The sequence below is a fragment of the Anaeromicrobium sp. genome (genome assembly GCF_025210435.1).
In the GTDB taxonomy this organism is placed as follows: domain Bacteria; phylum Bacillota; class Clostridia; order Peptostreptococcales; family Thermotaleaceae; genus Anaeromicrobium.
In genome coordinates this window covers 1-23,820 of record NZ_JAOART010000109.1, presented here as the reverse complement: position 1 = coordinate 23,820, position 23,820 = coordinate 1, and the positions used below count along the sequence as shown (strand labels likewise).

General features: G+C 28.7%; 20 protein-coding genes. 4 read left to right on the top strand and 16 right to left on the bottom strand.

Annotated features, from left to right (window positions below; genetic code table 11):
- Positions 1–163: 163 nt before the first annotated feature.
- Entirely contained in the window at positions 164–1,744 is a 1,581-nt protein-coding gene (locus tag N4A57_RS13630; RefSeq protein ID WP_293658544.1) for a CorA family divalent cation transporter, read from the bottom strand.
- 117 nt (positions 1,745–1,861) lie between these two features.
- Here N4A57_RS13630 and N4A57_RS13625 point away from each other — a divergent pair, with 117 nt between their 5' ends.
- Entirely contained in the window at positions 1,862–2,740 is an 879-nt protein-coding gene (locus N4A57_RS13625) for a fumarylacetoacetate hydrolase family protein (protein WP_293658543.1), read from the top strand.
- 38 nt (positions 2,741–2,778) lie between these two features.
- On the opposite strand, the gene N4A57_RS13620 is transcribed toward N4A57_RS13625, so the two are convergent.
- Genes N4A57_RS13620 through deoC form a run of 3 tightly spaced genes read right to left on the bottom strand, consistent with a single transcriptional unit; the run spans position 2,779 to position 5,285 of the window.
- On the bottom strand, positions 2,779–3,252 hold the full coding sequence (locus N4A57_RS13620) for a DUF1097 domain-containing protein (RefSeq protein ID WP_293658542.1): 474 nt from the start codon (positions 3,250–3,252) through the stop codon (positions 2,779–2,781).
- Between the two features lie 17 nt (positions 3,253–3,269).
- On the bottom strand, positions 3,270–4,595 hold the full coding sequence (locus tag N4A57_RS13615; protein ID WP_293658541.1) for a pyrimidine-nucleoside phosphorylase: 1,326 nt from the start codon (positions 4,593–4,595) through the stop codon (positions 3,270–3,272).
- Between the two features lie 21 nt (positions 4,596–4,616).
- Positions 4,617–5,285 carry a deoxyribose-phosphate aldolase gene (gene deoC, locus N4A57_RS13610; RefSeq protein ID WP_293658540.1) on the bottom strand — a complete coding sequence of 223 codons (669 nt, stop codon included), beginning with the start codon at positions 5,283–5,285 and terminating at the stop codon, positions 4,617–4,619.
- Positions 5,286–6,196: 911 nt separating this feature from the next.
- Here deoC and N4A57_RS13605 point away from each other — a divergent pair.
- Entirely contained in the window at positions 6,197–7,030 is an 834-nt protein-coding gene (locus N4A57_RS13605; RefSeq protein WP_293658539.1) for a peptidoglycan-binding domain-containing protein, read from the top strand.
- 64 nt (positions 7,031–7,094) lie between these two features.
- Here the strand turns inward: N4A57_RS13605 and N4A57_RS13600 are convergent, their stop codons facing one another.
- The 3 genes from N4A57_RS13600 to N4A57_RS13590 all read right to left on the bottom strand — a co-directional run bounded on the left by N4A57_RS13600 (position 7,095) and on the right by N4A57_RS13590 (position 10,445).
- Positions 7,095–8,015 (bottom strand): CgeB family protein, encoded by a 921-nt coding sequence (locus N4A57_RS13600; protein ID WP_293658538.1) that lies wholly within the window; start codon positions 8,013–8,015, stop codon positions 7,095–7,097.
- A 125-nt stretch (positions 8,016–8,140) separates the two neighbouring features.
- Positions 8,141–9,466 carry a nucleotide sugar dehydrogenase gene (locus tag N4A57_RS13595; RefSeq protein WP_293658537.1) on the bottom strand — a complete coding sequence of 442 codons (1,326 nt, stop codon included), beginning with the start codon at positions 9,464–9,466 and terminating at the stop codon, positions 8,141–8,143.
- A gap of 238 nt (positions 9,467–9,704) precedes the next feature.
- The gene (locus N4A57_RS13590; RefSeq protein WP_293658536.1) at positions 9,705–10,445 is read right to left on the bottom strand and encodes a hypothetical protein; all 741 of its coding nucleotides are present in this window, start codon (positions 10,443–10,445) and stop codon (positions 9,705–9,707) included.
- 395 nt (positions 10,446–10,840) lie between these two features.
- Between N4A57_RS13590 and N4A57_RS13585 the strand changes: the two genes are divergently transcribed.
- Positions 10,841–11,461 (top strand): hypothetical protein, encoded by a 621-nt coding sequence (locus tag N4A57_RS13585; protein ID WP_293658535.1) that lies wholly within the window; start codon positions 10,841–10,843, stop codon positions 11,459–11,461.
- A 529-nt stretch (positions 11,462–11,990) separates the two neighbouring features.
- On the top strand, positions 11,991–12,596 hold the full coding sequence (locus tag N4A57_RS13580; protein WP_293658534.1) for an RIO1 family regulatory kinase/ATPase domain-containing protein: 606 nt from the start codon (positions 11,991–11,993) through the stop codon (positions 12,594–12,596).
- 67 nt (positions 12,597–12,663) lie between these two features.
- Here the strand turns inward: N4A57_RS13580 and N4A57_RS13575 are convergent, their stop codons facing one another.
- The 9 genes from N4A57_RS13575 to N4A57_RS13535 form a co-directional block, all read right to left on the bottom strand.
- Entirely contained in the window at positions 12,664–13,689 is a 1,026-nt protein-coding gene (locus tag N4A57_RS13575; RefSeq protein ID WP_293658533.1) for an inorganic phosphate transporter, read from the bottom strand.
- Positions 13,690–13,715: 26 nt separating this feature from the next.
- Positions 13,716–14,312 (bottom strand): adenylyl-sulfate kinase, encoded by a 597-nt coding sequence (cysC, locus tag N4A57_RS13570; RefSeq protein WP_293658532.1) that lies wholly within the window; start codon positions 14,310–14,312, stop codon positions 13,716–13,718.
- Between the two features lie 39 nt (positions 14,313–14,351).
- Positions 14,352–16,148 carry a GTP-binding protein gene (locus N4A57_RS13565; RefSeq protein ID WP_293658531.1) on the bottom strand — a complete coding sequence of 599 codons (1,797 nt, stop codon included), beginning with the start codon at positions 16,146–16,148 and terminating at the stop codon, positions 14,352–14,354.
- Entirely contained in the window at positions 16,135–17,016 is an 882-nt protein-coding gene (gene cysD / locus N4A57_RS13560; protein ID WP_293658530.1) for a sulfate adenylyltransferase subunit CysD, read from the bottom strand. The genes N4A57_RS13565 and cysD overlap by 14 nt, the downstream gene beginning before the upstream one ends.
- Positions 17,017–17,483: 467 nt before the next feature.
- Complete coding sequence (locus N4A57_RS13555; RefSeq protein WP_293658529.1) at positions 17,484–18,455, bottom strand: UDP-3-O-(3-hydroxymyristoyl)glucosamine N-acyltransferase; 972 nt, start codon at positions 18,453–18,455, stop codon at positions 17,484–17,486.
- Positions 18,456–18,524: 69 nt separating this feature from the next.
- Complete coding sequence (locus tag N4A57_RS13550) at positions 18,525–19,667, bottom strand: glycosyltransferase domain-containing protein (RefSeq protein ID WP_293658528.1); 1,143 nt, start codon at positions 19,665–19,667, stop codon at positions 18,525–18,527.
- Positions 19,660–21,009, bottom strand: a complete 1,350-nt coding sequence (locus tag N4A57_RS13545) for a nucleotide sugar dehydrogenase (protein ID WP_293658527.1) — start codon at positions 21,007–21,009, stop codon at positions 19,660–19,662. Before N4A57_RS13545 ends, N4A57_RS13550 begins: the two co-directional genes overlap by 8 nt.
- 214 nt (positions 21,010–21,223) lie before the next feature.
- Positions 21,224–21,976: a sulfotransferase family 2 domain-containing protein gene (locus N4A57_RS13540; protein ID WP_293658526.1), complete on the bottom strand. Its 753-nt coding sequence runs from the start codon at positions 21,974–21,976 to the stop codon at positions 21,224–21,226.
- Positions 21,977–22,183: 207 nt separating this feature from the next.
- Positions 22,184–23,521: a glycosyltransferase family 2 protein gene (locus N4A57_RS13535; protein ID WP_293658525.1), complete on the bottom strand. Its 1,338-nt coding sequence runs from the start codon at positions 23,519–23,521 to the stop codon at positions 22,184–22,186.
- Positions 23,522–23,820: the final 299 nt, after the last annotated feature.

Below are 23,820 nucleotides of genomic sequence, written 5' to 3'. Positions count from 1 at the left end.
TACCACCTTTCGTTAGAGTTTTTGGGAAAACACTACTTCGATAAGGGATATGGTATTACCTTTAGTTATTTTTTGCCTAAAATACCAAAGAATAATTATCCAAAAGAATAGACTATTTTTGTACAAAACTTACGTAACTAAATCGATACCTTTTTATTTCTTATTAAAGGAGTAGAACTTTCAATAAAAATATGATTATTATTAAAAGAAAAATTAAATTTAGTATGTTTTTATTCTTTAAAATACCATATATAATCACGAGGGTACTTATGGCAGGAAATAAAAAATAACAATACATCCATCTTTGTACATCTGAATCCTTGTACCAAAGGAGTAACTTTTCTTCGTATATATTCATGCCAAAATATCCAGTAAAAAAAGAAGGAATTACAAAGGCACCTCCTATTATGGTAAGCACATATAAAACCTTGTTAGTTCTTTCATCTGCCATTAATCTTGCATATTCATGAATCTCATCTATTTCCTTTTTTAAATTCATTATGTCCTTTTCAATTTTCATGGCCCATTCTATTTTAGAATAAATCTCATTTCCTTGCTCCTTTGGTGTTACTTCTCTAAAGTACATCCTATTAATAAATTGTAAATATTCACCATACAATTTACTTATCTTTTTTATTAAATTTTCTTTTTTCATCATGGATATGGTGGCAACCTCATTGGAAAACTTGAGGACGGAGGCCCTTTGAGCTAAGGCAAGGCAAACTATATCATAATAAATAGTCTTTAAATCTTCTACCAATTTCCATGGGTTTAAAAAAATTTCTTCCAGCTTATCTATTTCATTGGATATTAAGACTAATGAATTTTCCGTTATTGCGTATAAACTTCCCTTCTTTATCCATCGATCATAAGTATGTTCCTTAATAAAGGGCCTAATGTATTTTACACTTTGATATTTGGGGGAATTATTATTTATGGCCATGAAATTATACCAATACAAATCCTTTTCATATTTGTATTTACCCCTTTGATTTATCTTAAATTTTTCAATTAACTCATCATTTCCATACCAACATATGACGAACATTCTATCATCAATTATGGGAGTTATATGGATTTTTCTTCCTTTATAAGTCCTATTTGGATTCATAAATTTTTCACCTAATAATTTCATTATAATACTAGGAATTTTATATTTATTTTTTATAACACTTTCAAACTCTTCCTTTATATTGTATTTTTTAAATTGTATTTCTATCCTGTCCGCTAGGAATGTTTCTTTCGCCTTATCTATAGGTAAAAATGGAGGATATATTCGTCTTCCATAATCATTTATCCTTAAAATATCTTCTTTATCACCATATTCTTTATTCATTAAATAAAAGGATATTATTCCAATGCCCGTTTTATAGAGTTTTAATCTTATTTCATCTATAAACAAGGCATACTTACAAATTTCATTATGTTTTCTTATACATATATTATATTTCCCATCCTTTTCCCTGTACCTATAATTAAAAACCATTTGCTCAGCATACTTTTTATGCCATTGGCCATATCTACAAAACATGGCCTCCTTCCCATGGTCAAAAAAGTACATTAATTCATTATATCCCTTTTCATTATCTCCATTGTGTATTTCATATTCCCATTTACCAGAAAGATTTTTCATAAATAATTTCAAGTCAGATTCCTTATTTAATTTAAATTTATTTTTATTTAAGATTTTCCAAGAAAATGGAAACATAAATATATGTAAACTTTTAAGTCCTTCTTTTTTCATAATAAATTCCTTCCTACCTTATCCTTTAATAATTATTTATTATTCCCACAAGAACTCTTCTATATAAAGGATTTAGAAATAATTTGTTGAATAATATCTATAAAAAGGAGGTATAGTATGTATTTTTTAACCTATTTATATAAAGGCCAAGAAAATTATGGAATACTTAATAAAGAAAAAGATAGAGTAATTCCCCTAGGAGGAATTTTTAAAGGAAAAACTTTAAACGATTTCATATGTACATTTAATGACTCCATGTTAGAAAACATACATGGCCTAATGAAATCTTCTAACTTAAATTCAATTCCTTTAACCGAAGTAAAATTATTAGCTCCTATCCCCTATCCTAAAAGAAGTCTCTTTTGTTTAGGAAAAAACTATTTAGATCATGCTAAAGAAGTGGTAGGATTACCAGGTGCCGATGACAATATACCTAAATTCCCTATATATTTTTCAAAGATAGGAAATCCAGCCATCGGACATTTAGATATGATTAAAAATCATAGGGAAATAACTGAAATGATTGATTACGAGGTAGAATTGGCAGTAATATTAGGAAAAGACGGTATAAATATAAGAGAAGAAGATGCTGAAGAATATATATTTGGCTACACCATAGTAAATGATATTTCTGCTAGAAATTTGCAACGTAAGCATAATCAATGGTTCAAGGGAAAGAGTTTAGAAACCTTTTGTCCAATGGGACCCTATATTGTACATAAGTCTCAAATACCATTTCCTGTAGAATTAAATATAAAATGTAGTGTTAATGGAGAAATTAGACAAGATTCTAATACTAAAAATATGATATTTAATATTCCCCATATAATAAGTGATCTATCAAAGGGAATGGAATTAAAGGCAGGAGATATTATTATAACAGGCACCCCATCAGGTGTAGGTCTTGGATTCTCTCCTTTTAAATTTCTAAATTCAAAGGATAAGGTAGAATGCCATATTGAAAAAATCGGTACTTTAACAAATTTTATAGAATAAGACATAATAAAAAAGGCATATTTTCTATGCCTTTTTTATTACTCTGCTATTACACTACTTTTACTCTTTGCTATTAAATCAGTAAGTTTTACTGATATTAATCCTATACACTGTCCTATTATAAGTCCTACTATTGTACCCATAATATTAAAGTTAGTTGCAAAATAAGTAGAGCATCCTATGAATGAAGCGGGTATGGATGAAAATGGCTTATATCTTGACATCCAGCAAATTATTGCAGAACCCATACCATTGGCAATCCCTAGTGCCAACTTGGTTCCTATAATAGGAGATAGATAATCTCCAAATTTAACTGCTAATATTCCCCAAAATACACCACTTAAATTATTTATCAAAGTTTTTTTGATCCCTGCTTCACTTCCTCCTGCAACAAAAAAGCTTGACCATCCGAAAAATCCAGCAAAAGTTATGAATCCTAGGGATATACTACTCATAACCCAACCACATGCTAAAATTCCAGATGCAATACCTATTGCAATAACTATATTCATAAGTCCACTCCTACTTCCTAGTATTTCTCTATTCCATCCTTAGTTACGATACCTTTGATCAATTTGTTTGGAATAATTTTTTCTTCTACTATTGTATATGAATCTAACAATATTTTTTCCGACGTTTCTTTCTTTTTTAAATCATTGGCATATATAGTAGCTATAGGTTCACCCTTTTTTATATAATCACCAATTTTCTTTTTAAGGACAATTCCCACAGAAAGATCAATTATACTTTCCTTTGTTTCTCTTCCTGCACCAAGGACTAATGCTGCTCTTCCCACATGATCAGCTTTAATCCCCTTTACATATCCAGATTCCTCAGATAAGACTTCTTTCACAATCTTTGGAGTCTGAAATTTTTCTGGATTATCCACATATGATGAGTCTCCACCTTGTGCTTTAACAAATTCTTTTAGTTTTCCTAATGCAGTACCAGAACTTATAGTTTCTTCTAACATGGTTCTAGCTTCCTTAGGATCTTTAGCCTTTTCACCTAAAACTAACATATAAGAGCCTAAAGCTAAGCAAAGTTCTGTTAAATCTTTAGGGCCTTTCCCCATTAATGTATCTATAGCTTCCTTAACTTCTAATGCATTTCCTACTGCATAACCTAGAGGCTGATCCATATCAGTAACTACACCTATTGTATTTCTTTTCACATTAGTGCCTATACCAACCATTTCTTTAGCTAATTCAAAGGAAGCATCTTCTTCCTTCATAAAGGCTCCACTACCAGTTTTAACGTCAAGTACAATGGCTTGTGCTCCAGATGCTATTTTTTTACTCATTATACTACTTGCAATTAATGAAAGATTATCAACCGTGGCAGTTACATCCCTTAGGGCATATAATTTCTTATCTGCTGGAGCTAAATTAGCCGTTTGTCCTCCCACTGCTATTTTATCCTTATTAACATTTTCCACAAATTTTTCGATTGGCATATCAACAGTAAATCCCGGAAAAGATTCTAATTTATCTATAGTTCCACCTGTGTGCCCAAGTCCACGACCTGACATTTTAGCCACAGGCACTCCTGTAGCTGCAACCATAGGTCCTAATATTAATGTGGTAGTATCACCAACACCACCAGTACTGTGCTTATCCACTTTCACTCCATTAATACCTGATAAATCTATGATTTCTCCACTATTTACCATAGCCATTGTTAAATCTGCAGTTTCCCTTTTATTCATCTTTTGAAAATATATGGCCATCATCATAGCTGAAACTTGATAATCAGGAATCGCTCCCTTTGTATAGCCATTAACGAAAAAGTTTATCTCTTCAGTTGTAAGTTCATAACCATTTCTTTTTTTCATTATCAAATCATACATTCTCATTTTATTCACCTGCCTTAAGAATTAGTATCCAGTACTTTCGTTCTTAGTTCCTTGTGCAATGTTTACAGATGCACTAGCACCTATTCTACTAGCCCCAGCTTCAATAACAGCTTGTGCATCTTCCTTAGTTCTAACTCCACCAGAAGCCTTAACTCCCATTTCAGGTCCTACAGTTTCTCTCATTAATTTAACATCTTCCACTGTTGCTCCACCTGTACTAAATCCTGTAGAAGTTTTTACAAAATCAGCTCCCGCTTCCTTTGATAACTCACATACCTTTACCTTTTCTTCATCAGTTAGTAAACAAGTCTCTATTATAACTTTAACTAAAGCCTTTCCCTTAGCTGCATCTACTACAGCCTTAATGTCTCTAAGTACATAATCATAATCCTTATCTTTTAAAGCTCCTACGTTAATTACCATATCAATTTCTGTTGCTCCAAGTTCAGTAGCTCTCTTAGTTTCAAAAGCCTTTGATTCTATTTCCATTGCCCCTAAAGGAAAACCTACTACTGTAGTAACATCTACTCCCGTTCCCTTTAATTCCTCTGCCACTAATTTTGTATAACAACTATTTACACACACTGAAGCAAATTTATACTCTTTAGCCTCCTGGCAAATTTTTAGGACTTGATCCCTCTTAGTGTCTGCTTTAAGAATTGTGTGATCAATATAAGATGCAATATTCATAATAAAATACCTCCAACTTTATAATTTTTATGTAAATATAATTTTAACATGATTTATTATTTCTATTTAGTATTTGCATATGGTCTATTTAAACACGCTACATTTCTTTCTTATTTTTCACCTGATTAAATAATGTATGTATTTTAACCCTTTGAATTTCTGTCCTGATTACTCTCATTATACTTCATATAATGAAGGGAATCTTATGCAATTTGTAAATTTTGGTAAAAAAACAAATAAAAAAATCCCTTAGATAAATTATTTCATTTATCTAAGGGACGAATATAATTCGTGTTATCACCCTTTTCATAGACCCATGTCTACTAACTGTTTATAGGCAGTCAACCTAAAATCCTTTTTTAAAAAGGACTATTAATATTTTTTCTTTCAGATTGGAAAATACTTTCTAAAAAATACAAAAGGATAAATTAATAATAATATTTTTTTCTCAAGGAGTCAATAGATAATATAAATTTTTTCCCCCTTGTTTTTTGTCCATCAGCCTCTTTATAGATTTAATGGTATTAGACAATAGATTTAATAACATCCTCTCTATCTTAGGCATATTGAAAAAATAAATTAGTCATTTCACTGGTTATTTGAATTATTTTCTTCGTTATAGAATCGCTTACATATGTTCAATATGCTCCCTCACCATGCCTTGAAAATAATCCAAATCCCTCAGGAAATTGACTAGTTTATTTTTTTATATGCCTTATGTTGATCACAATATATTATTGTATCATCTATCAACAGTCTAAATTTATTTTGTCAACAAATTAGTGACATTTTGTTTACATCCTTTTTATTCATGTTCATGTAATATAAGGGATACCCCTTAAATACTGTATTTTAGGCCCTTTTTATGATATAGTATGTACTAGCAACAGATTAATATGGGAGGAATTATAGTGAAGAAACTATTGCAGACTTTAGTTGTAGGAAGTATTATTTCAAGTATGACTATAACATCCTTTGGAGCTACATATGATTTTTCTAAAAATGTATATAAGAAAGGTCAGAAAAGCCACGAAATACGAGTAATACAAGAAGCTTTAAAGAATGGAGGTACATTTTCTGCTAAGGCTACAGGTTATTACGGTAGTGTAACTTACAATTCAGTAAAATCATTTCAAAAAAAGTACAAATTAAAGGCAGATGGCCTAGTAGGAAAACAAACTATTGCCAAATTAAATAGCTTAAGCTTATTTAATGTAAAATCTACTAATAAAAACATATCTCAACAAAGCACATCAAGGGGAACCTCTTCTAGAGCCTATGGGCAAAAACTCAATTGGTGGACTCAAATAAAAGGGTCTATCTTAAATCCTGGAGACACCTTCACAGTGAAAGATTTCCATACGGGTAAAACCTTTAACTTAAAATATACTGTAGGAAGTAATCATTCAGATGTGGAACCCTTAACTGTAGCCGATACTAATATTATTAAATCCATATGGGGCGGTTTTAATTGGAGTAGAAGACCAGTTTTAGTATACAAAAACGGTAAAACCATAGCCGGTTCTATGATAGGTATGCCCCATGCTGGTAAAGACAATCAGCCATCAGGAAAGTTCATTGCCAATAGAAGTGGTGGTTTTGGATATGGTGCCAATTTAGATTATGTTAAAAATAATGGTATGGACGGAGTATTATGTCTACATTTTTATAATAGTAAAACCCATGGATCTAAGAAGATAGATCAAAAGCATCAAGCTGCCATTAATAAAGCAGCTGGCAGATAAATTTTTCAAATAAAAACACTCAATAAAATAGATTCTATTTTATTGAGTGTTTTTATTTTACATTTTATATATTTTCTTCTATTACTTTAATAATTCTCTTTATTCTCTTTTCAAAAGTGTGTTTTTTAATTACAATTTCATACCCTTTAATAGCTTTTTCTTTTCTTAAGCTTTCATTTTTCAAATATTTTTTAATTGAATCACTTAGTTCTTCTTTGGTGTTATAAGTTACTAATGCATCTCCAAATACATCCTCATGTCCTCTAATATTGTCTGAAATAATAAAAGCCCTAGACCCATATCCATCGAATAATCTATTTGAAATGAATCCCTCTTCTTTCATATCCTTCCAATGGTCATTAAATAAAATTTTACATGAAGAATATGCTTTTGCCAATTCTTTATTTTCAATGTATATTCCATTAATATACTTTTTATTTATAAATTTATCCCAGTAGCTGCCATATATGGCTAATTTATTATTAATTGCTAAAACGTCCTTTACTATATTGCGAAATACATTTCTTGAATTCCCTACAAACAATAATTCATGATTATATTTTAAACTTTTTTGGGGATAAAAAAGTTCAGGGTCTGTACATTGAAGCATAGACTCCACTTTCACATCACAATGGGAAGATATATGATTTGCCCAGATGTTTGAAGCTACAAATACATAATCATATTCATTATACTCTTTAACAGTTATATAATGTGGATGTGATATATTCCACATTATATTGAAGTGCCTTTTATTAGGAATATATTTTCGTATACCTCTTAAAACAATAACCACATCATATCCATCATCATCCTTTGTATTCCATTCAGGGTAGATCTGAATTAATACTTCCCAGTTTTTTCGTTCAAATTGCTTTTTCATAGCTAAAGCAAAATGATACTCTCCCCATAAGTGTGCATTTGACCAATCAAATACTGGTATTTTTATTACTACCTTTCCTTTTCTATATATTTTTTTAATCATTATATTACGTACTCCTTATTAGAAAATAACCTTATATTTATTCATGTTTGTCCAAAATAATTAGTTTAGTTATGAAATGCAATTCATATTATTCGAATATTTTCCAATTAGTTATAATTACTATGCTAAATACTGTCTTTGCAACCCCCTTTAAAACCACCTAATAAAACAACGTTATCTCCCTTATACTTTTTTGTCATATTCCTTGTATCATAAATAATTTTAGAATTATCTATAACAAATTGATAATCTACATTACTATGATCTGTAATTATAACTACTAAATCAGCTTTTTGTAAATTTTCTTTAGATAATTCTTGTGAATGGACAATTTGATTTTTATTATGAAAATATGAAACATAAGAATCATAATATACCACATTTGCTCCATTATCTTCTAATAATTGAAATATATCTATAGCTGGAGATTCGCGTAAATCATCAACATCCTTTTTATAAGATACTCCCATAATTAATATGTTAGAACCTTTAATAGGTTTTTCTTCCTTATTTAATATTGAAGCAATCTGATTTACTACATACCTTGGCATATTCCTATTAATATCACTTGCTAATTCAATAAATCGACTATAAAAGTCAAGTGTTTTAGCTTTCCATGCTAAATACATTGGATCTAAAGGTACACAATGTCCACCAATCCCTGGACCTGGTTGAAAGGACATGAATCCATAGGGTTTTGTGGCAGCAGCTTCAATAACTTCCCAAATATTTATTCCCATTCTATCTGACATATGAGTTAATTCATTCATTAAGGCTATATTTACACTTCTAAATATATTTTCAAGTAATTTGGCCATTTCTGCTACTTTAGTAGAACTTACAGGAATAATTTTTTCTACAAAGGAACTATAAAGATTAATTCCTAATTCTAAACAGGTTTTGGTACTTCCTCCTATTATTTTAGGCGTATTCTTAATATTAAAATTCTTATTACCTGGATCCATTCTCTCTGGTGAAAAACATACAAAGAATTCTTTACCTACTTTAAAATTTCTTTCTGATTCAATAACATTAACAATCAATTCTTCTGTTGTACCAGGATATGTTGTACTTTCTAATATAATTAAAGTTTCTTTAGTTATATATTTTACAATTTTTTCTACAGCTGCATTTATATATGTTATATCAGGATCTTTCGTTTTATTCAAAGGTGTGGGTACGCAAATAATAATTACATCCATATTTGATATTATTGAATAATCATCACTTACAAATAAATTCTTGTTAATTAACCTTCTAATAAATTCATCATTCACATCTAGTACATATGATTTTGCCAATTTAAGACTTGTAAGTTTATCTTTAGAAATATCTATTCCAAAAACCTTAAATCCTACATTAGCTAATTCAACAGCTAACGGTAAACCTACATACCCTAATCCTATTACTGCAATTTTTGCGCTTTTATTTAGAACTTTAGACTTTAGCATCCTATTCACTCCCTAATTCATATTACGTTCAGATATTTCCTTTGATACTTTTTAAAAGAAATATACTTAGGAAGAATTAGTCTTTAATCCTATATATAAATTATAGACTTATATTGCCTAGTACTTTTAAAACTCATCTAATTAAGATTATCACCTTCTTTATATATCCTTCATAATCACTTTTGCATTTAGTTATGTGTCTTAACGCAAAATGATTAAGTTTCATACCTATTCTCCTTTACTTATTGTAATGTTTACACTCCATTCTTATTGTATTTCTTAAAACATCTGTTTTTTCCCTAATTAAAATCTCAAAGTTTTCATCACTAGAATAACCATTTTTTGACCATGAATATGGATGCATTAATATTTGTATCCTTTTATTATTTTGCAAATTAGTTTTATCTGGATACCCATACTGCCAGGTATTCATTGAGTCAGAAAAATATTTCACACGTAAATCATCATAGTTTTCTATATTATCTATATAGTGAAAATATTCATCCGAATATGCATTAATTAGTCCTTGAATTTTTAAATTTATAGCTAGGACTTGTTTTGAAGGTCTGTGAAAGGAAAATCTGTCAATAGGTAGACTTAGATAATTTTGTAAAGTTTCAACATCTTTAATTATATATTCTTCAATATTATCAATATGTTTTAATGCACCTAAATGTACATGCAATCCTATACTATGACCCATACTATATAATTTTCTAATCATGTTAATATTCTGTTTTGAAAGAATATTATAAGAATTATTTCTTAACTGAAAAAAATAACTAGAGGTTATATTACACTTTTCTTTTTCTAAAATAGCCATTTCATATGCCTTTTCTACTGAAAATTCAACATCATGTCTAATAATTATAAAATTTGAAGTACTAGAATTTATTTCTTTAAAATCCCTAATTTCTCCCACTTTCTTTATATTATCTATAATATTGTAATATTCACTATAAGAAAAATTTTCTTTCATAATAAAAGCTTCGCCTCCTGTTATATAGTTATGATAAATTTATATTATCTAATCTTATTACTATAATTTTGCGTTTATATATAGTTCTATCTTCTAAATATCCAACTTCCTACTTAATTCCATATTACGCTCCTATATTTCTTTTGGTACTTTTAAAATAAAAAAAACTAAAGGAATTAACCTTTAGTCCTACAAATATGTTATTTATCTTTGTTAAACCTAATATTTGTTTCTGCTCCATCATTATTATTAATAAGTTATTATATTCCTACTCTCTCCAGGCACATTCAAACTCTCATCAGTAACATTTATTTCCTTAATTCATAATATATAATAAAGATAATACTCAGACAAAAGCAAAAATAGAGTCCGTATGAAGGGAGACACAGTATAAAATGAAAGACTTTAGTATTATTTCTGTTGTAAAAAATCAAGAAGGCAAAGGCCTAGTTGTAGAAAGTAATCCTACAGATTACCCCTTAATTGCGAAGGGAAAACACGGAGCAATCTTTAAACTATCTGATGACCAATGCGTTAAAATATTTTTTCAGGAGAAGACAGCAGCTCAAGAAGCAGATGCATATAAAAGAATAAATGGCTCCATAATATGCCCTAAATTGTATGAAGTAGGACCTAAATATATTATTATAGAGTACATCGAAGGGTTAACTTTGAGTGAATATTTAGAGGGGAAAGAATTTATTTCAAAATCCCTAACAAAGAAGATTTTATTATTATTACAAGAAATAAAGAAGTTAGGCTTTACAAATATAGATATGGAGTTACAAAATACTATCATAACAAAAGATGGCGTTCTAAGATTAGTAGATTTAGCCTGTTCATTTTACTTAAATAGCAATCAGCCAAAACTTTTATTTAAAGATTTAGAATTTAGAGGCTTGTTAGATTTATTTATGAAACAAGTAAAAAAGATAAATTTTCAAACTTATTTAGAAATGAAAAGTTTGCATAAAGAATTTATAAGAAATCGCTCAGAAATAATTCAACAAAATTAATATTAAGTTATATAAAATTGCATTAAAACAGTGCCTAAAGTTTCATATCACTAACTTTCAAACTCTGCGTAAAATGTTAGGGTGATAGTATTTATCAAGATACTATCACCTTTATTATGTTAAAGCATATAGCGTTTAACATAATAAATGCATATGAAATTTTCATTTACAAAGTCCTTTTTCATCATTAGTAAAATAAGCAGTAGTTTTTCCAGGTTCTATATCAGTAACTTCTTTTGTTACATCAATAACTTTTCATGCACACTCATCACCTGCCTTCCAATTACCTAGGTTAAATTTACTCAACAATTATCAGTGTTAGAGATAGTCCACGTCTTACAATATAAGATTGCCAAGGTCTTAATTATGTTTGTAGAAAGATAGTGTTTTAAAGATTTAAAGGTGGAAAAAGAGAAAGTCAATAACTCTCATTAGTAACTTTCATGTTATTAATTCATAATATATAACAAAGTCAATACTTGGACAAAACCAACCCATAGAGTGCGTATGAAAGGAGATCTAGTATAAAATGGAAGATTTCAGTATGATTTCTGTTATGAAGAATCCAAAAGGAAAAGGCCTTGTTGTAGAAAACAATCCAACAGATTATAATTTTATTTCAAAGGGATGTCACGGCGCCGTTTTTAAACTATCTGCTGACCGATGTGTTAAAATATTTTTAAAAAATAAAAGTGCAGCACAAGAGGCAGATGCATATACAAGAATAAAAGGATGGACAAGATGTCCTAAAATATATGAAGTAGGGCCTAACTATATTGTTATGGAGTATATTGAAGGTTTAACTTTGGAAGAATATTTAAAAACAAAAAATTATATTTCAGAATCTATAACAAAGCAAATTTTATTAATACTACAAGAAATGAAAAAATTAGGCTTTAGTAGGATAGATATTAGATTGCATAATGCTATGGTAACTAAAGATGATACTATAAAAGTGATAGACTTAGTAAGTGAATTTCATAAAAAAGGTAGTATGGCAAAGCGTTTATTTAGAGGATTAGAAGTGCTAGGCTTATTAGACTTGTTTATAGCACAAGTAAAAGAAATAGATTTTAAAAGTTATTCAGAAATAAAGAGTTTACATGAAGAATTTTTAAATAATCGTTTATTATAATTAAACAAAATAATATTAAAGATATAATGGTGATAGTATTTGTACAAATACTATCACCATTATTATGTTAAAACATATTCAACTTACTTCCTAAATATAAAAATAATATTGCTAATAGAAATGAAATTATTGGTGCAATAATCCAAACTACAAATATTTTCCTAACAGATGAATTCTTTATAACTTCTTTAAATCCCAACTTGGCAGTTGCTAACCCTATAATCGCTCCAGTATTAAGTTGTACTAAAGATGCAGGAATTCCTTTTGTTACTGATGCAACTAGAAATAAACTCCCTGTTACTATAGAAATTACAACTGCACCTAAAGGAGCCACACTTATGATCTTTTTTCCAGTAGTTTCAAGTACGCTTGAACCGAATATGGAACTCCCTATACCAAAACACGGTGCAACAATTATTGTTGCTAATATCATACATAGTAATGAATATGTTGTATTAGATTGAAAACCCAATTCATTTAATAACATGGAAGTAATTGGGCCTGTAGCATTTGCCACATTATTTGCTCCTATAGAAAAGGCAACATAACAAGAAGAAAGAATAACAATATATTTCCATAAACTTTTTTCTGAAATTTGAATAAAATTAATTGTTTTTTTACACTTTAATGGTTCGAATATATATTTTCCAATTATATACATAATCATAAATGCAATTATAGGTAGAATAAACCATGTGGGAATTATTTCAAAAAATAGCCTTTGTGTTTTTAATTGATCAAAATAAATACCCACTCCTGTAATTGCAAACACCGTAGCTTGACTTGCTGATTGAGGCACTTTTAAAATATTGGCAAACATGATCGAAAGGGAAGTTGATAAAAGAATGATTGTCACAACTGTTATTGACATTACATTTTCTGAAATAATTCCTTTTCCAATTGTTTTTGTAACTTCTTCACTTGCAACAATAGCTCCAATTAAAACACATACACCAAACAAAACTGGAATTAAATCTATATTAATCAAATCAGCACCATACGCTACTGAAAACGATGGAGCAGTACCACTTCCCCCCATGTTAATTCCTAAAAACATAGCTACTAATAATGGAATTAACAAAACTGAAAACATTTTTTCACACCCTTTTATCATATTATCTATTCGTGTGTTATTAACTCTAATACTTTAAATACAGATTCTTCAATTGATAAGTTATTAGTATCTATTATCAAATCAGGAATTTCAGGTTCTTCATATGGAGATGATATTCCTGTAAAATTATCTAGCTCTCCCTTTTTTACTTTTTTATAAAGACCTTTTGGGTCCCTTTTTGCACATGTTTCTATACTACATTTTACATATATCTCAAGGAATTCATCTTTTCCAACTTTTTCTTTTGCAAATTCTCTCATCCTTTTGAATGGAGATATAGATGATACTAAAATTATTAATCCAGCGTCCTTAAACAATGCAGCCACTTCTGAAATTCTTCTGATATTTTCACCCCTATCTTTCTCAGAAAAACCCAAATCACAATTTAAACCATATCTTATATTGTCACCATCTAATCTATATACTACTTTTCCCCTTCTAATTAGCTCTTTTTCTACTTCTACAGCAATTGTTGATTTTCCCGATCCTGAAAGACCCGTAAACCATACCACTAACCCTTCCTGATTTAAGTTTTTACACCTGTCATCATAGGTAACATTTCCTTTATGCCAAACTATATTAGAATTTACTTTTCTCTTCATAGGCAAAACCCCTTATACTATCTATAAAAATCTTATCTATCATGGTTTAAATATTATTCCTTTATTCTGGAGTAAGGTTTTTATTTCTCTTACTGCTTTTTCCAAAGGGTCAGATGATGATATACGCAAGTCATATGATATATTGGTAGTTACATTTTCCCCTACCCAAATGGTCTCTATCCTTTCAGAATTTATGGTAGTTTTTATAATATCCAAATTATTTTGCGATAGCTCTACTGCTGTTAAAATTAATATCACACCTGCATCTATCATTATATTTGCTACCTCTGCTAATCTTCTTAAGGATTCATCTTTCCTATTATTTGTACTTGTTTTTATATCTGCATCGACTCCATATAATACATTTCCTATTCCTAAAAAGTATACGATTTTTCCATCATTAAACAATATTTTTTCCAATGCCTTTGCAATGGTTTTTTTCCCTATATTTTTTTCACCTGTTATTAATATCAAAGTAGGTCTTTGATTATATTTTTCTGATCTTTCTTCTTGTGTAATCATGCTTTTTTCCCATTTATAATTTCTAATCAATACTTTTTCTCTCACCCAGTTTTCTTTATCTTCTAACCCTTTTAAAATAATTCCTCCTCCTGCTATTGAATAGTTATCTACGATTACAAATCTGCTTGTCTCCACAATCTCATGGGCAAGATCAAAAGCCACTGCTTTATCAAGCTTTAATACACATTCTGCAACATCATGCTTTTCTATTTTATCCTTTCTTATACTCTCTAAATTAGATGCATCTATTATCTTATTTAACTGTTCTATTTTTACACCAACCTTTGCTGTTCCTAATTTCAATGAATATTTCTTACCCATTTCCATAGGCTCTTTTCCAAGCCAAAACAAATTAACTTTTATTCTCGTTGTTACCTTTGGATTTAATTCTTTATAAAGTGTTGCTATTTCTCCTCTTTTTATAAATATTTGTTCTTCTAATGTAAATCCTACTGAATATCCAGTAGACACAGTTTTTTGATTTTCTTTATTAAATGATTCTATCTTTTTTACTTTACTTTTTTTGCCTGATGGATAAAATACTACTTCATCTCCAATACTTAACTGTCCAGCTAATATTCTACCTGCTAATATTCTTCTGTTATCATTATTTTTTGTGAACTTATACACATCTTGTATAGGCATTCTAAATGGTTTATTAATAGGTTTTTCTTCTGCCTTAAAACTATCTAATGTTTCTAAAACTGTTTCACCCTTATGCCAATTCATATTTGTTGAATTTATTGCTATATTATCTCCCATCATTCCACTTACTGGAATAAAGGATTTTACTTCTATATCTAGTTTCTTAAAGAAATCTTTTAATTCATTTACAATATTTTTATAGATTTTCATATCATAGTTCACTAAGTCCATTTTATTAACCAAGACGGATATTTGTTTAACCCCAAGCATTGATAGCATATATGCATGTCTTCTAGAATTTTCCTTTACTCCTTCTTTTGCATCTACAACTAATAGTGCTGCTTCGGCTCTTGATGCTCCTGTCACCATATTCTTCAAGAATTCTAAGTGTCCCGGAGCATCTATTATGATATAATTTCTCTTTTTAGTCTTAAAAAAGCATCTTGCAGTATCTATTGTTATACCTTGTGCTTGTTCATCCTTTAATGCATCTAGTAAAAAAGCATATTCAAAGGGCTTTGAATTCCTTCTACATATTTCTTTTACTTGCTCTAATTTACCTTTAGGTAAAGAATTGGTATCTGCTAAGAGTCTTCCAATAATGGTACTTTTACCATGATCTACATGTCCTACAATTACAATATTCATATCTTCTTTACATATAGCCATCTTTTCTCAACTCCTCTAATCCCCCACAATCTTCTTTATCTTGCTCTCGTCCTGATCTTTCAGCTATATTTGAAAACTTTCCAGTTTTTAATTCTTCTATTATTTCATCTACATTTTTAGCTGTTGATTCTACTGTTTTCGTGCATGGTTCACACCCTAGGGATCTATATCTCTTTCCTTTCCCTTGATCAAAGTATAGGGATACAATGGGAATATTTTCTCTTTTTATATATTCCCATATATCTAACTCTGTCCAGTCAAGTAAAGGATGAATTCTTACATGAGTTCCCTTCTCAAAACCTGTGTTAAATTGATTCCAAAATTCTGGAGGTTGATCTCCTAGATCCCAACTACTATTCTTATGTCTTGGTGAAAAATACCTCTCCTTCGAACGAGTTCCTTCTTCATCAGCTCTTATTCCTACAATGACTCCTGTATATGGCTCTGTGTTTTTATCTATTTCATATTTACCTGTTTCATGATTCATTCTATATCTTGGCCAATTACCATTTAGTGTGTTTGTTAATGCTTCCGTCTTTAATTTCTTACAACACTGTATTCTTGTAACATTCCCATCAGGAAATGTCTGTTTATTTTCTAAAGCATCCTTATTCTCTCCATAAATCATATCTAGTTTCCATTTCAGTGCCAATTTATCTCTATACTCTATCATTTCTGGTATTTTATAATGGGTATTTATATGAATTAAAGGAAAAGGTACATGACCAAAAAAGGCTTTTCTAGCAAGCCATAATAGTACTGTACTATCCTTTCCTATTGACCATAGCATGCAAAGATTTTTAAATTCACTATATGCTTCTCTAAAAATATAAACACTTTTAGATTCTAATCTGGCTAAATGATCCATGTTGGGTTCCTCCTTTTCTTCTACATTATTATATTCAGTTATTTTAAAATATGTTATAGTTTAAAACTTCCTGATTTATAGATCTTTGTTACATAAGGCATATTCAAAAAATAAATTAGTCATTTCACTGATTATTTAAATTATTTTCTTCGTTATGGAATCGCTTACATATGTTCAATATCCTCGCTCACCATGCCTTGAAAACAATCCAAATCCCTCAGGAAATTGACTAGTTTATTTTTTTCATATGCCTAAATATTAAATAAATATAAGATGTACTAGTAAAAATAAAAAAGATATGTAACACCAAACAGACCATCTATCAAATAAATCCCTTATGAAATTAGCTTCTTCTAAAAAAAGAACAAGCATCCTTAGAAACGATTCAAATACTGCAAGGAAACTTGTTCTTTAGAATTTAACATAGTAGTCTTTATTTTTTTACCATAATTTAGTTAATAAATATTTCAGAAAAAATCTTTTACTAATTTTTTACTTACTTTACGTAAACGCTTAAAATTTTCTATATTATCAGCTGGACTTCCTGCTAAAATTTCATTATCTCCAAATGATTTGGTAATAACCGTCCCTATACCAACTATACTGTTTTTTCCTAAAGTAACCTTTTGAATTATAGAACTATTTGGTCCAATCCAACAGTTTTCTCCAATCACAACACTTCCACTTACTTCTACACAAGCTGTAATAAATGTTGACTTTCCCACTTTACAATTATGTCCTATATGAATATGATCATCAGTCATAACGAAATCCTCTATTATAGTTGGCTCAATTGTTCCTGATACAACCGTATTTAAAGCTCCTATATCAACATTATTACCTATAATAACACCTCCAATATGCGGAATCCTTATAGTAGATCTATCTAAATCCCTCTCCACACCAAATCCATCTCCTCCAATCACACTATTTTCTCTAATTATTGTATTATTTTTTATTTGAGTACATTTTCTTATTTTTACTCCCGATTTAATAATACAATTATCTCCAATTGTAACATCATGATCAATAAGAACAAACGGTTCTACAATAGTGTTTTGTCCAATTATTACATTTTCTCCAATTGTAATATTATTTTCAAGTTGTGTATATTTCTTAGCCTTCTTATTTTTTTCAAGTATATAGTGTAATATTGAGGCATAGTGTTTTCGTGGATTATCTACATATATTATCTGGTTATTTTCTTTAATTTTGTCATTTATTATTCTTACATTTTCAGATAATAATATTAAGCTGTTTATTATATTTCTTAAGTTATTTTCATCTGCATTTGACCACTTATTCACAAAAATAAGACAATTGTTTTTTGGATTCATATTTGTTGAAACATTAGTTATTCTAATATTTTTAGTAATTTGGTCTTTATATTCCCCCTTTACCTTTAGGTCTTGAGTATTAAAGACAAATTTACTTATCAAGTTATACCTTCCCCCTTCTTATATGTTTTCGCCATATAATTTTATAATTATATACAAAAGTAATTCTAACTAAACTTTAGAATATATTAAATTATGGAAAATTGCTTTTTTTAATGTTACTCCGTTCAAAATAGTTTTTCTATCCTTATAATTATTATCTTCACCTAAAGCTAATGTTATGGGCGTATTAACCGTATATTTTGCAGGTGTAATCGTAAAACAATATTTTTTACCTTTGGAGTCTAAAATTGGGTCAAACATTATATCAAAAAAACTATTATCCTTAATTCTATGAATATCCAAATTTACCTCTCTAATAATATGATTGCGGTTTTCATCTTTTATAATTAATTTATAAGGCGTCACGATTTTCTGCCTATAAGTAGATATATAAAGATATATTCCATTTAAATTAGCCTTAGGTGAATAGAATTCTTGAATAAATCGAGTATCTTTTTTTATACAACCTATATTCTTAATTTTGCATTTAGACAAATATAGGCCACAGGAAACTATATCGTACTTTTCCAATCTTTCCTGATTATTATGGAATCCACATTTAAAGTATCTCGTTTCCCTTATATTTTCATCTATTATATTGTATTTAGTTTTATTTTTCCAAGCTACGAAGTTAAAACTTATTTGATCTCTTATACTAGACTTTGAAATTTCATTCCACCAATCTTCCATCAATTTTATTACATCAGGATCATTATGTCTTCTTACAAGAATCCCACTCTCAATTAGCCCATTATTTTGAGGATATCCTATTGATTTATACTTCCATATCTGTCTTTTTATAATATCTTCATTGTCTTTTTTCAGCCTAATACAAGCATTAGCTTCATCGTATATGCAGTTTCTGTGACGGTGTTTGAAACATGCAATAGAAGCATCCCCTAGATTTAAATCAATGAAGGGTTTAATATCATCTACAATATCTACACACCCATCTATCCATATACTATACTCATAATCCGAAAAATATAAATGAGGCAAAATCTTATATCTTCTTACATTTCTTCTTGGATCATTATACCAATTTTCAATAGGTACTATATCCCATATTTTTGACTTTAATTTCATATCATCAGTAAAACAAACATAATCACAATTTTTTGATATATACTTAGGCTCTCTTAACTCATCATAATTCTCACTAATTGCCGTATAAACAACTATTTTTTTTTTCCTATTAGACAATTTAGTCAAATGTATCTCCTCCTAATAAATCTGGGGCTTCAAGTCCACCATTCATACCTCCTAATAGAATAATGTTATCTCCCTCACATTTTTTTGTCACATTTCTTGTATCATAAACAATTTTAGAATTATTTATGATAAATTGATAATCTATACTACTATGATCTGTAATGATAGCCACTAAATCAGCTTTTTGTAAATTTTCTTTAGTTAATTCTTGTGAATATATAATTTCATTTTCATTATAAAAATATGATACATACGAATCGTAATATGATACATTTGCTCCCTTATCTTTTAATAGTTTAAATATTTCTATGGCTGGAGATTCACGTAAATCATCAATATCTTTTTTATAAGCTAAACCAATAATTAATATATTGGAATTCTTAGCAGATTTCTCTTCATCGTTCAATATATCAATAATTTGATTCATCACATATCTTGGCATATTGCCATTAATATCACTTGCTAATTCGATAAATCGACTATAAAAATCCAGCGTTTTAGCTTTCCATGATAAATACATTGGATCTAAAGGTATACAATGCCCTCCAATCCCAGGACCTGGTTGAAAAGACATAAATCCATAAGGTTTTGTGGAAGCAGCTTCAATAACTTCCCAAATATTTATCCCCATTCTATCTGACATATGAGTTAATTCATTCACTAAGGCTATGTTCACACTTCTAAATATATTTTCAAGTAATTTAGTCATTTCTGCTACCCTAGTGGATCTTACCTTAATAATTTTTTCTATAAATAAACCATAAAGAGTACTTCCTAATTCTAAGCAAGTTGAAGTACTTCCCCCTATTATTTTGGGCGTATTCTTAATGTTAAAATTCTTATTAGCTGGATCTACTCTCTCTGGTGAAAAACATACAAAGAATTCTTTTCCTACTTTAAAATTCTTTTCTGATTCAATAACATTGACAATTAATTCTTCTGTTGTTCCAGGATATGTTGTACTTTCCAATATAATTAAAGTTTCCTCCCTCATATATTTCACAATTTTTTCTACAACAAAATTTATATATGTTATATCAGGATCTTTCGTTTTATTTAGAGGTGTGGGTACACAAATAATAATTACATCCATATTTGATATTACAGAGTAATCCTTGCTTACAAATAGATTCTTATTAATTAATCTTCGAATAGATTGATCCTTAACATCTATTACATAAGATTTTCCCGATTTAAGACTTTCCACTTTATCTTCAGCAATATCTATTCCAAAAACCTTAAATCCTATATTAGCTAATTCAACAGCTAATGGTAAACCCACATACCCTAATCCTATTACTGCAATTTTTGCGTTTATATTTAGAATTTTATTTTCCAACATTCTATTCCCTCCCTATTCTATATTACGTTGATATATATTTTTTTGATACTAATTTGAAAATAAAAAACTAAAGGTATCAACCTTTAGATATCTATTTTTTTACTTGTTCTATAAACAAGTCCAACAAGGCTGTAAATTTCAAATCTTTAAACTAATATCATATAAATTAACGCATTGCACCAGTAATTTACTAGTGCAATGCAATATTTTCATATTATAATATACCGTATTTATTTTTAAAATGTATATATTTTTCTTTTGCAAATTGATACAATTCAATATCTAGTTCATTCATTTCTTCTATCTTCCTGATTATTTCTTCTGGTATTTCTGCTACACTAGGATGTTTTACCACATGCTTATTTTTATACTCAATAGGTTCCCAACCAAAGATATTTTCCAATATGGATAATCCTTTATCAAATTCTTCAGTAATTCCAAAGAAGCAAAAATATTCCATCAAATGTTTTTTCGCCTTTTCTAAATCTTGTTTATTAACTGATGAATCACGCTGTATTTTTTCATTTCCACAAAGTAACCTAGTCATCCCATTACTTAATTTATTCTTAGGTCCTTCTTCAATAAACTTCTCAAGAGTTTTCATTCTTTCCATTATATTTTCTATTTCTTTAATAGTGTATTTTTTTTTCTTAAGCCTAGCAGGGTTTTTCAAATAATAGTATAAAGAAATAATTCTTTCAACTGGATTTCTTAAAAAAGTAATATATGTGAATTCTTTAGGTAATAATTCATGAATTCCAAAAGCATAGTGTCCAAAAATATAATTCAGTTTTTTACGTTCATCATAACTAAGTTTCTCTAATTTTAAAATTCCTTTACACTTTGAGATGTTTGGATAGCTTGCTATAGCCATTCTCTCATCTTCTTTAAATCTCTTCTTCAGTATCCCATGTAAAGTACCTCCTGCAGTCTTAGGAATATGAAGAAATAATAAAGTTTTTTGCATATTCATCCTCCTAATGAAAATAATCCTATGCCATAAACGCCTTGTTCAACTACTAACTTTTTTATATTATAATTCAACAATAAGTCTATGCATTTCTAAACATATTATTGAGAGTATAATAATGTATGAAAAATCCAATTTTCAGGTTCTTTCCCAATAGTATCCTCTTCAACTTTACTTGAACACATAGTTACTTTCCTCACACATTTAATATCTTTCTTTAAATTTATTCTTATTAATAATTTCATTTAAAAATAGTAATTTATCCCATGCTTCTTTTCTTGTTTCATCTCCTATTACTTTTGAGTTATATTGTTTTAAAAGACAAGTATTACTTTTCTGTATATTATATGCATAAATAACCTTCTTGGTTAAATTTTGTATATCAATAAATTCATTACCATACTCACAGGCAACTGCCAGAACCAAATCAAATTTTTCCATAATATTCACTAAATTTTCTTTTGAATTATAGAATATATGGCAACAACTTTCATTAGTATTATTTTCTAATATCATATTTTTTAAATTTTCTTTAACTGCTATTTTAATATTTAATCCACATTGAGTTAAAATATTCATCTCTTCAATAATTAATTCCATATCTACGTCTTTTTCATTAAACAAAAATAAAACTGATTTTGAAACAACCTTTTTGAATTCCCATAATTTGTCTAAGGTTATTTTTACATTTTCTCTATTCATTTTTAACACCTTATTGTTCATAACTTCATTAACATATTCTTTTATAATCTTTTCTCCTTGTTTTTCTCTTAACAACTTTCGTGCACTTTTACATAAAGCTAATCTCTTCTCAGGTGTAAAACTTTTAGTTTTATTATGATATACATAACAATGATCAGCAATGCGTAAATTAAATCCTGCTTTTTTTACCCTAATACTATAATCATCTTCTTCTCCATATCCTTTTGGAAATGTTTCTTCATCAAAATAACCTACTTTATTAATTACTTTTCTTTTAATCATATAACAAAAACCATTTACCAAAGGAACCCTAGGAAATTTTTTTAAAGTTGAAAATTCTACAAGTAAAGACATAATTTCCAAATTTATTCCCTTTGGCAATAAATTTAAATCATATCCTATCTCACCTTTTAATCTAGGGGTACTTTGCCAACTAGCCGCATTTGATAACGGACCTATAACACCTGTCTTTGAGTCATACTTTGCACATTCAATTAGTTTCTCGATCCACCCTTTTGTGACAATCGTATCGCTATTTAATAGAATTACAAACTTACTTTTCGATACTCTAAGTCCTTCATTTGCTGAAACAGTATATCCTTTAGCAATATCATGTCTAATCAATACACAATCATTTTCTTTTGCAAATTCATTTAAGTATTCATTCACATTTTCATCACTTCCATCATCTACTATAATCAAGTTAAAATCTATGGTCTTTTTTTTAAATATCGAATCAAAACATTCTTTTACATATTCTAGTGCATTATGAACACAAATAATTATATCAACTATTGCTTTTCCACTATTACCTGTATTATTAATTTTATTACTATACATTTTCACACCTCATTTTTTAAGTAACTATTTACTTCGTATCTTCTACCATTTTTATAAATAAATTTATATGCAATTTTAAAACCATCTATATTTATATCCTTTTCTGTTACATTATTATATTCAACTCTTTAAAATATGTTGTATTTTAAAATTTCTTCCCTATATAGATTTATTGGTTTTAAAATTGCTTTATACTGAATATAAAATTTTTTTCTCCAAAAACTTATATTATAGATATCTATAGTATAAGAAAAGGAGTCCTAATCATGGGTAGACCAGCGATGCCAGTAACAACATTA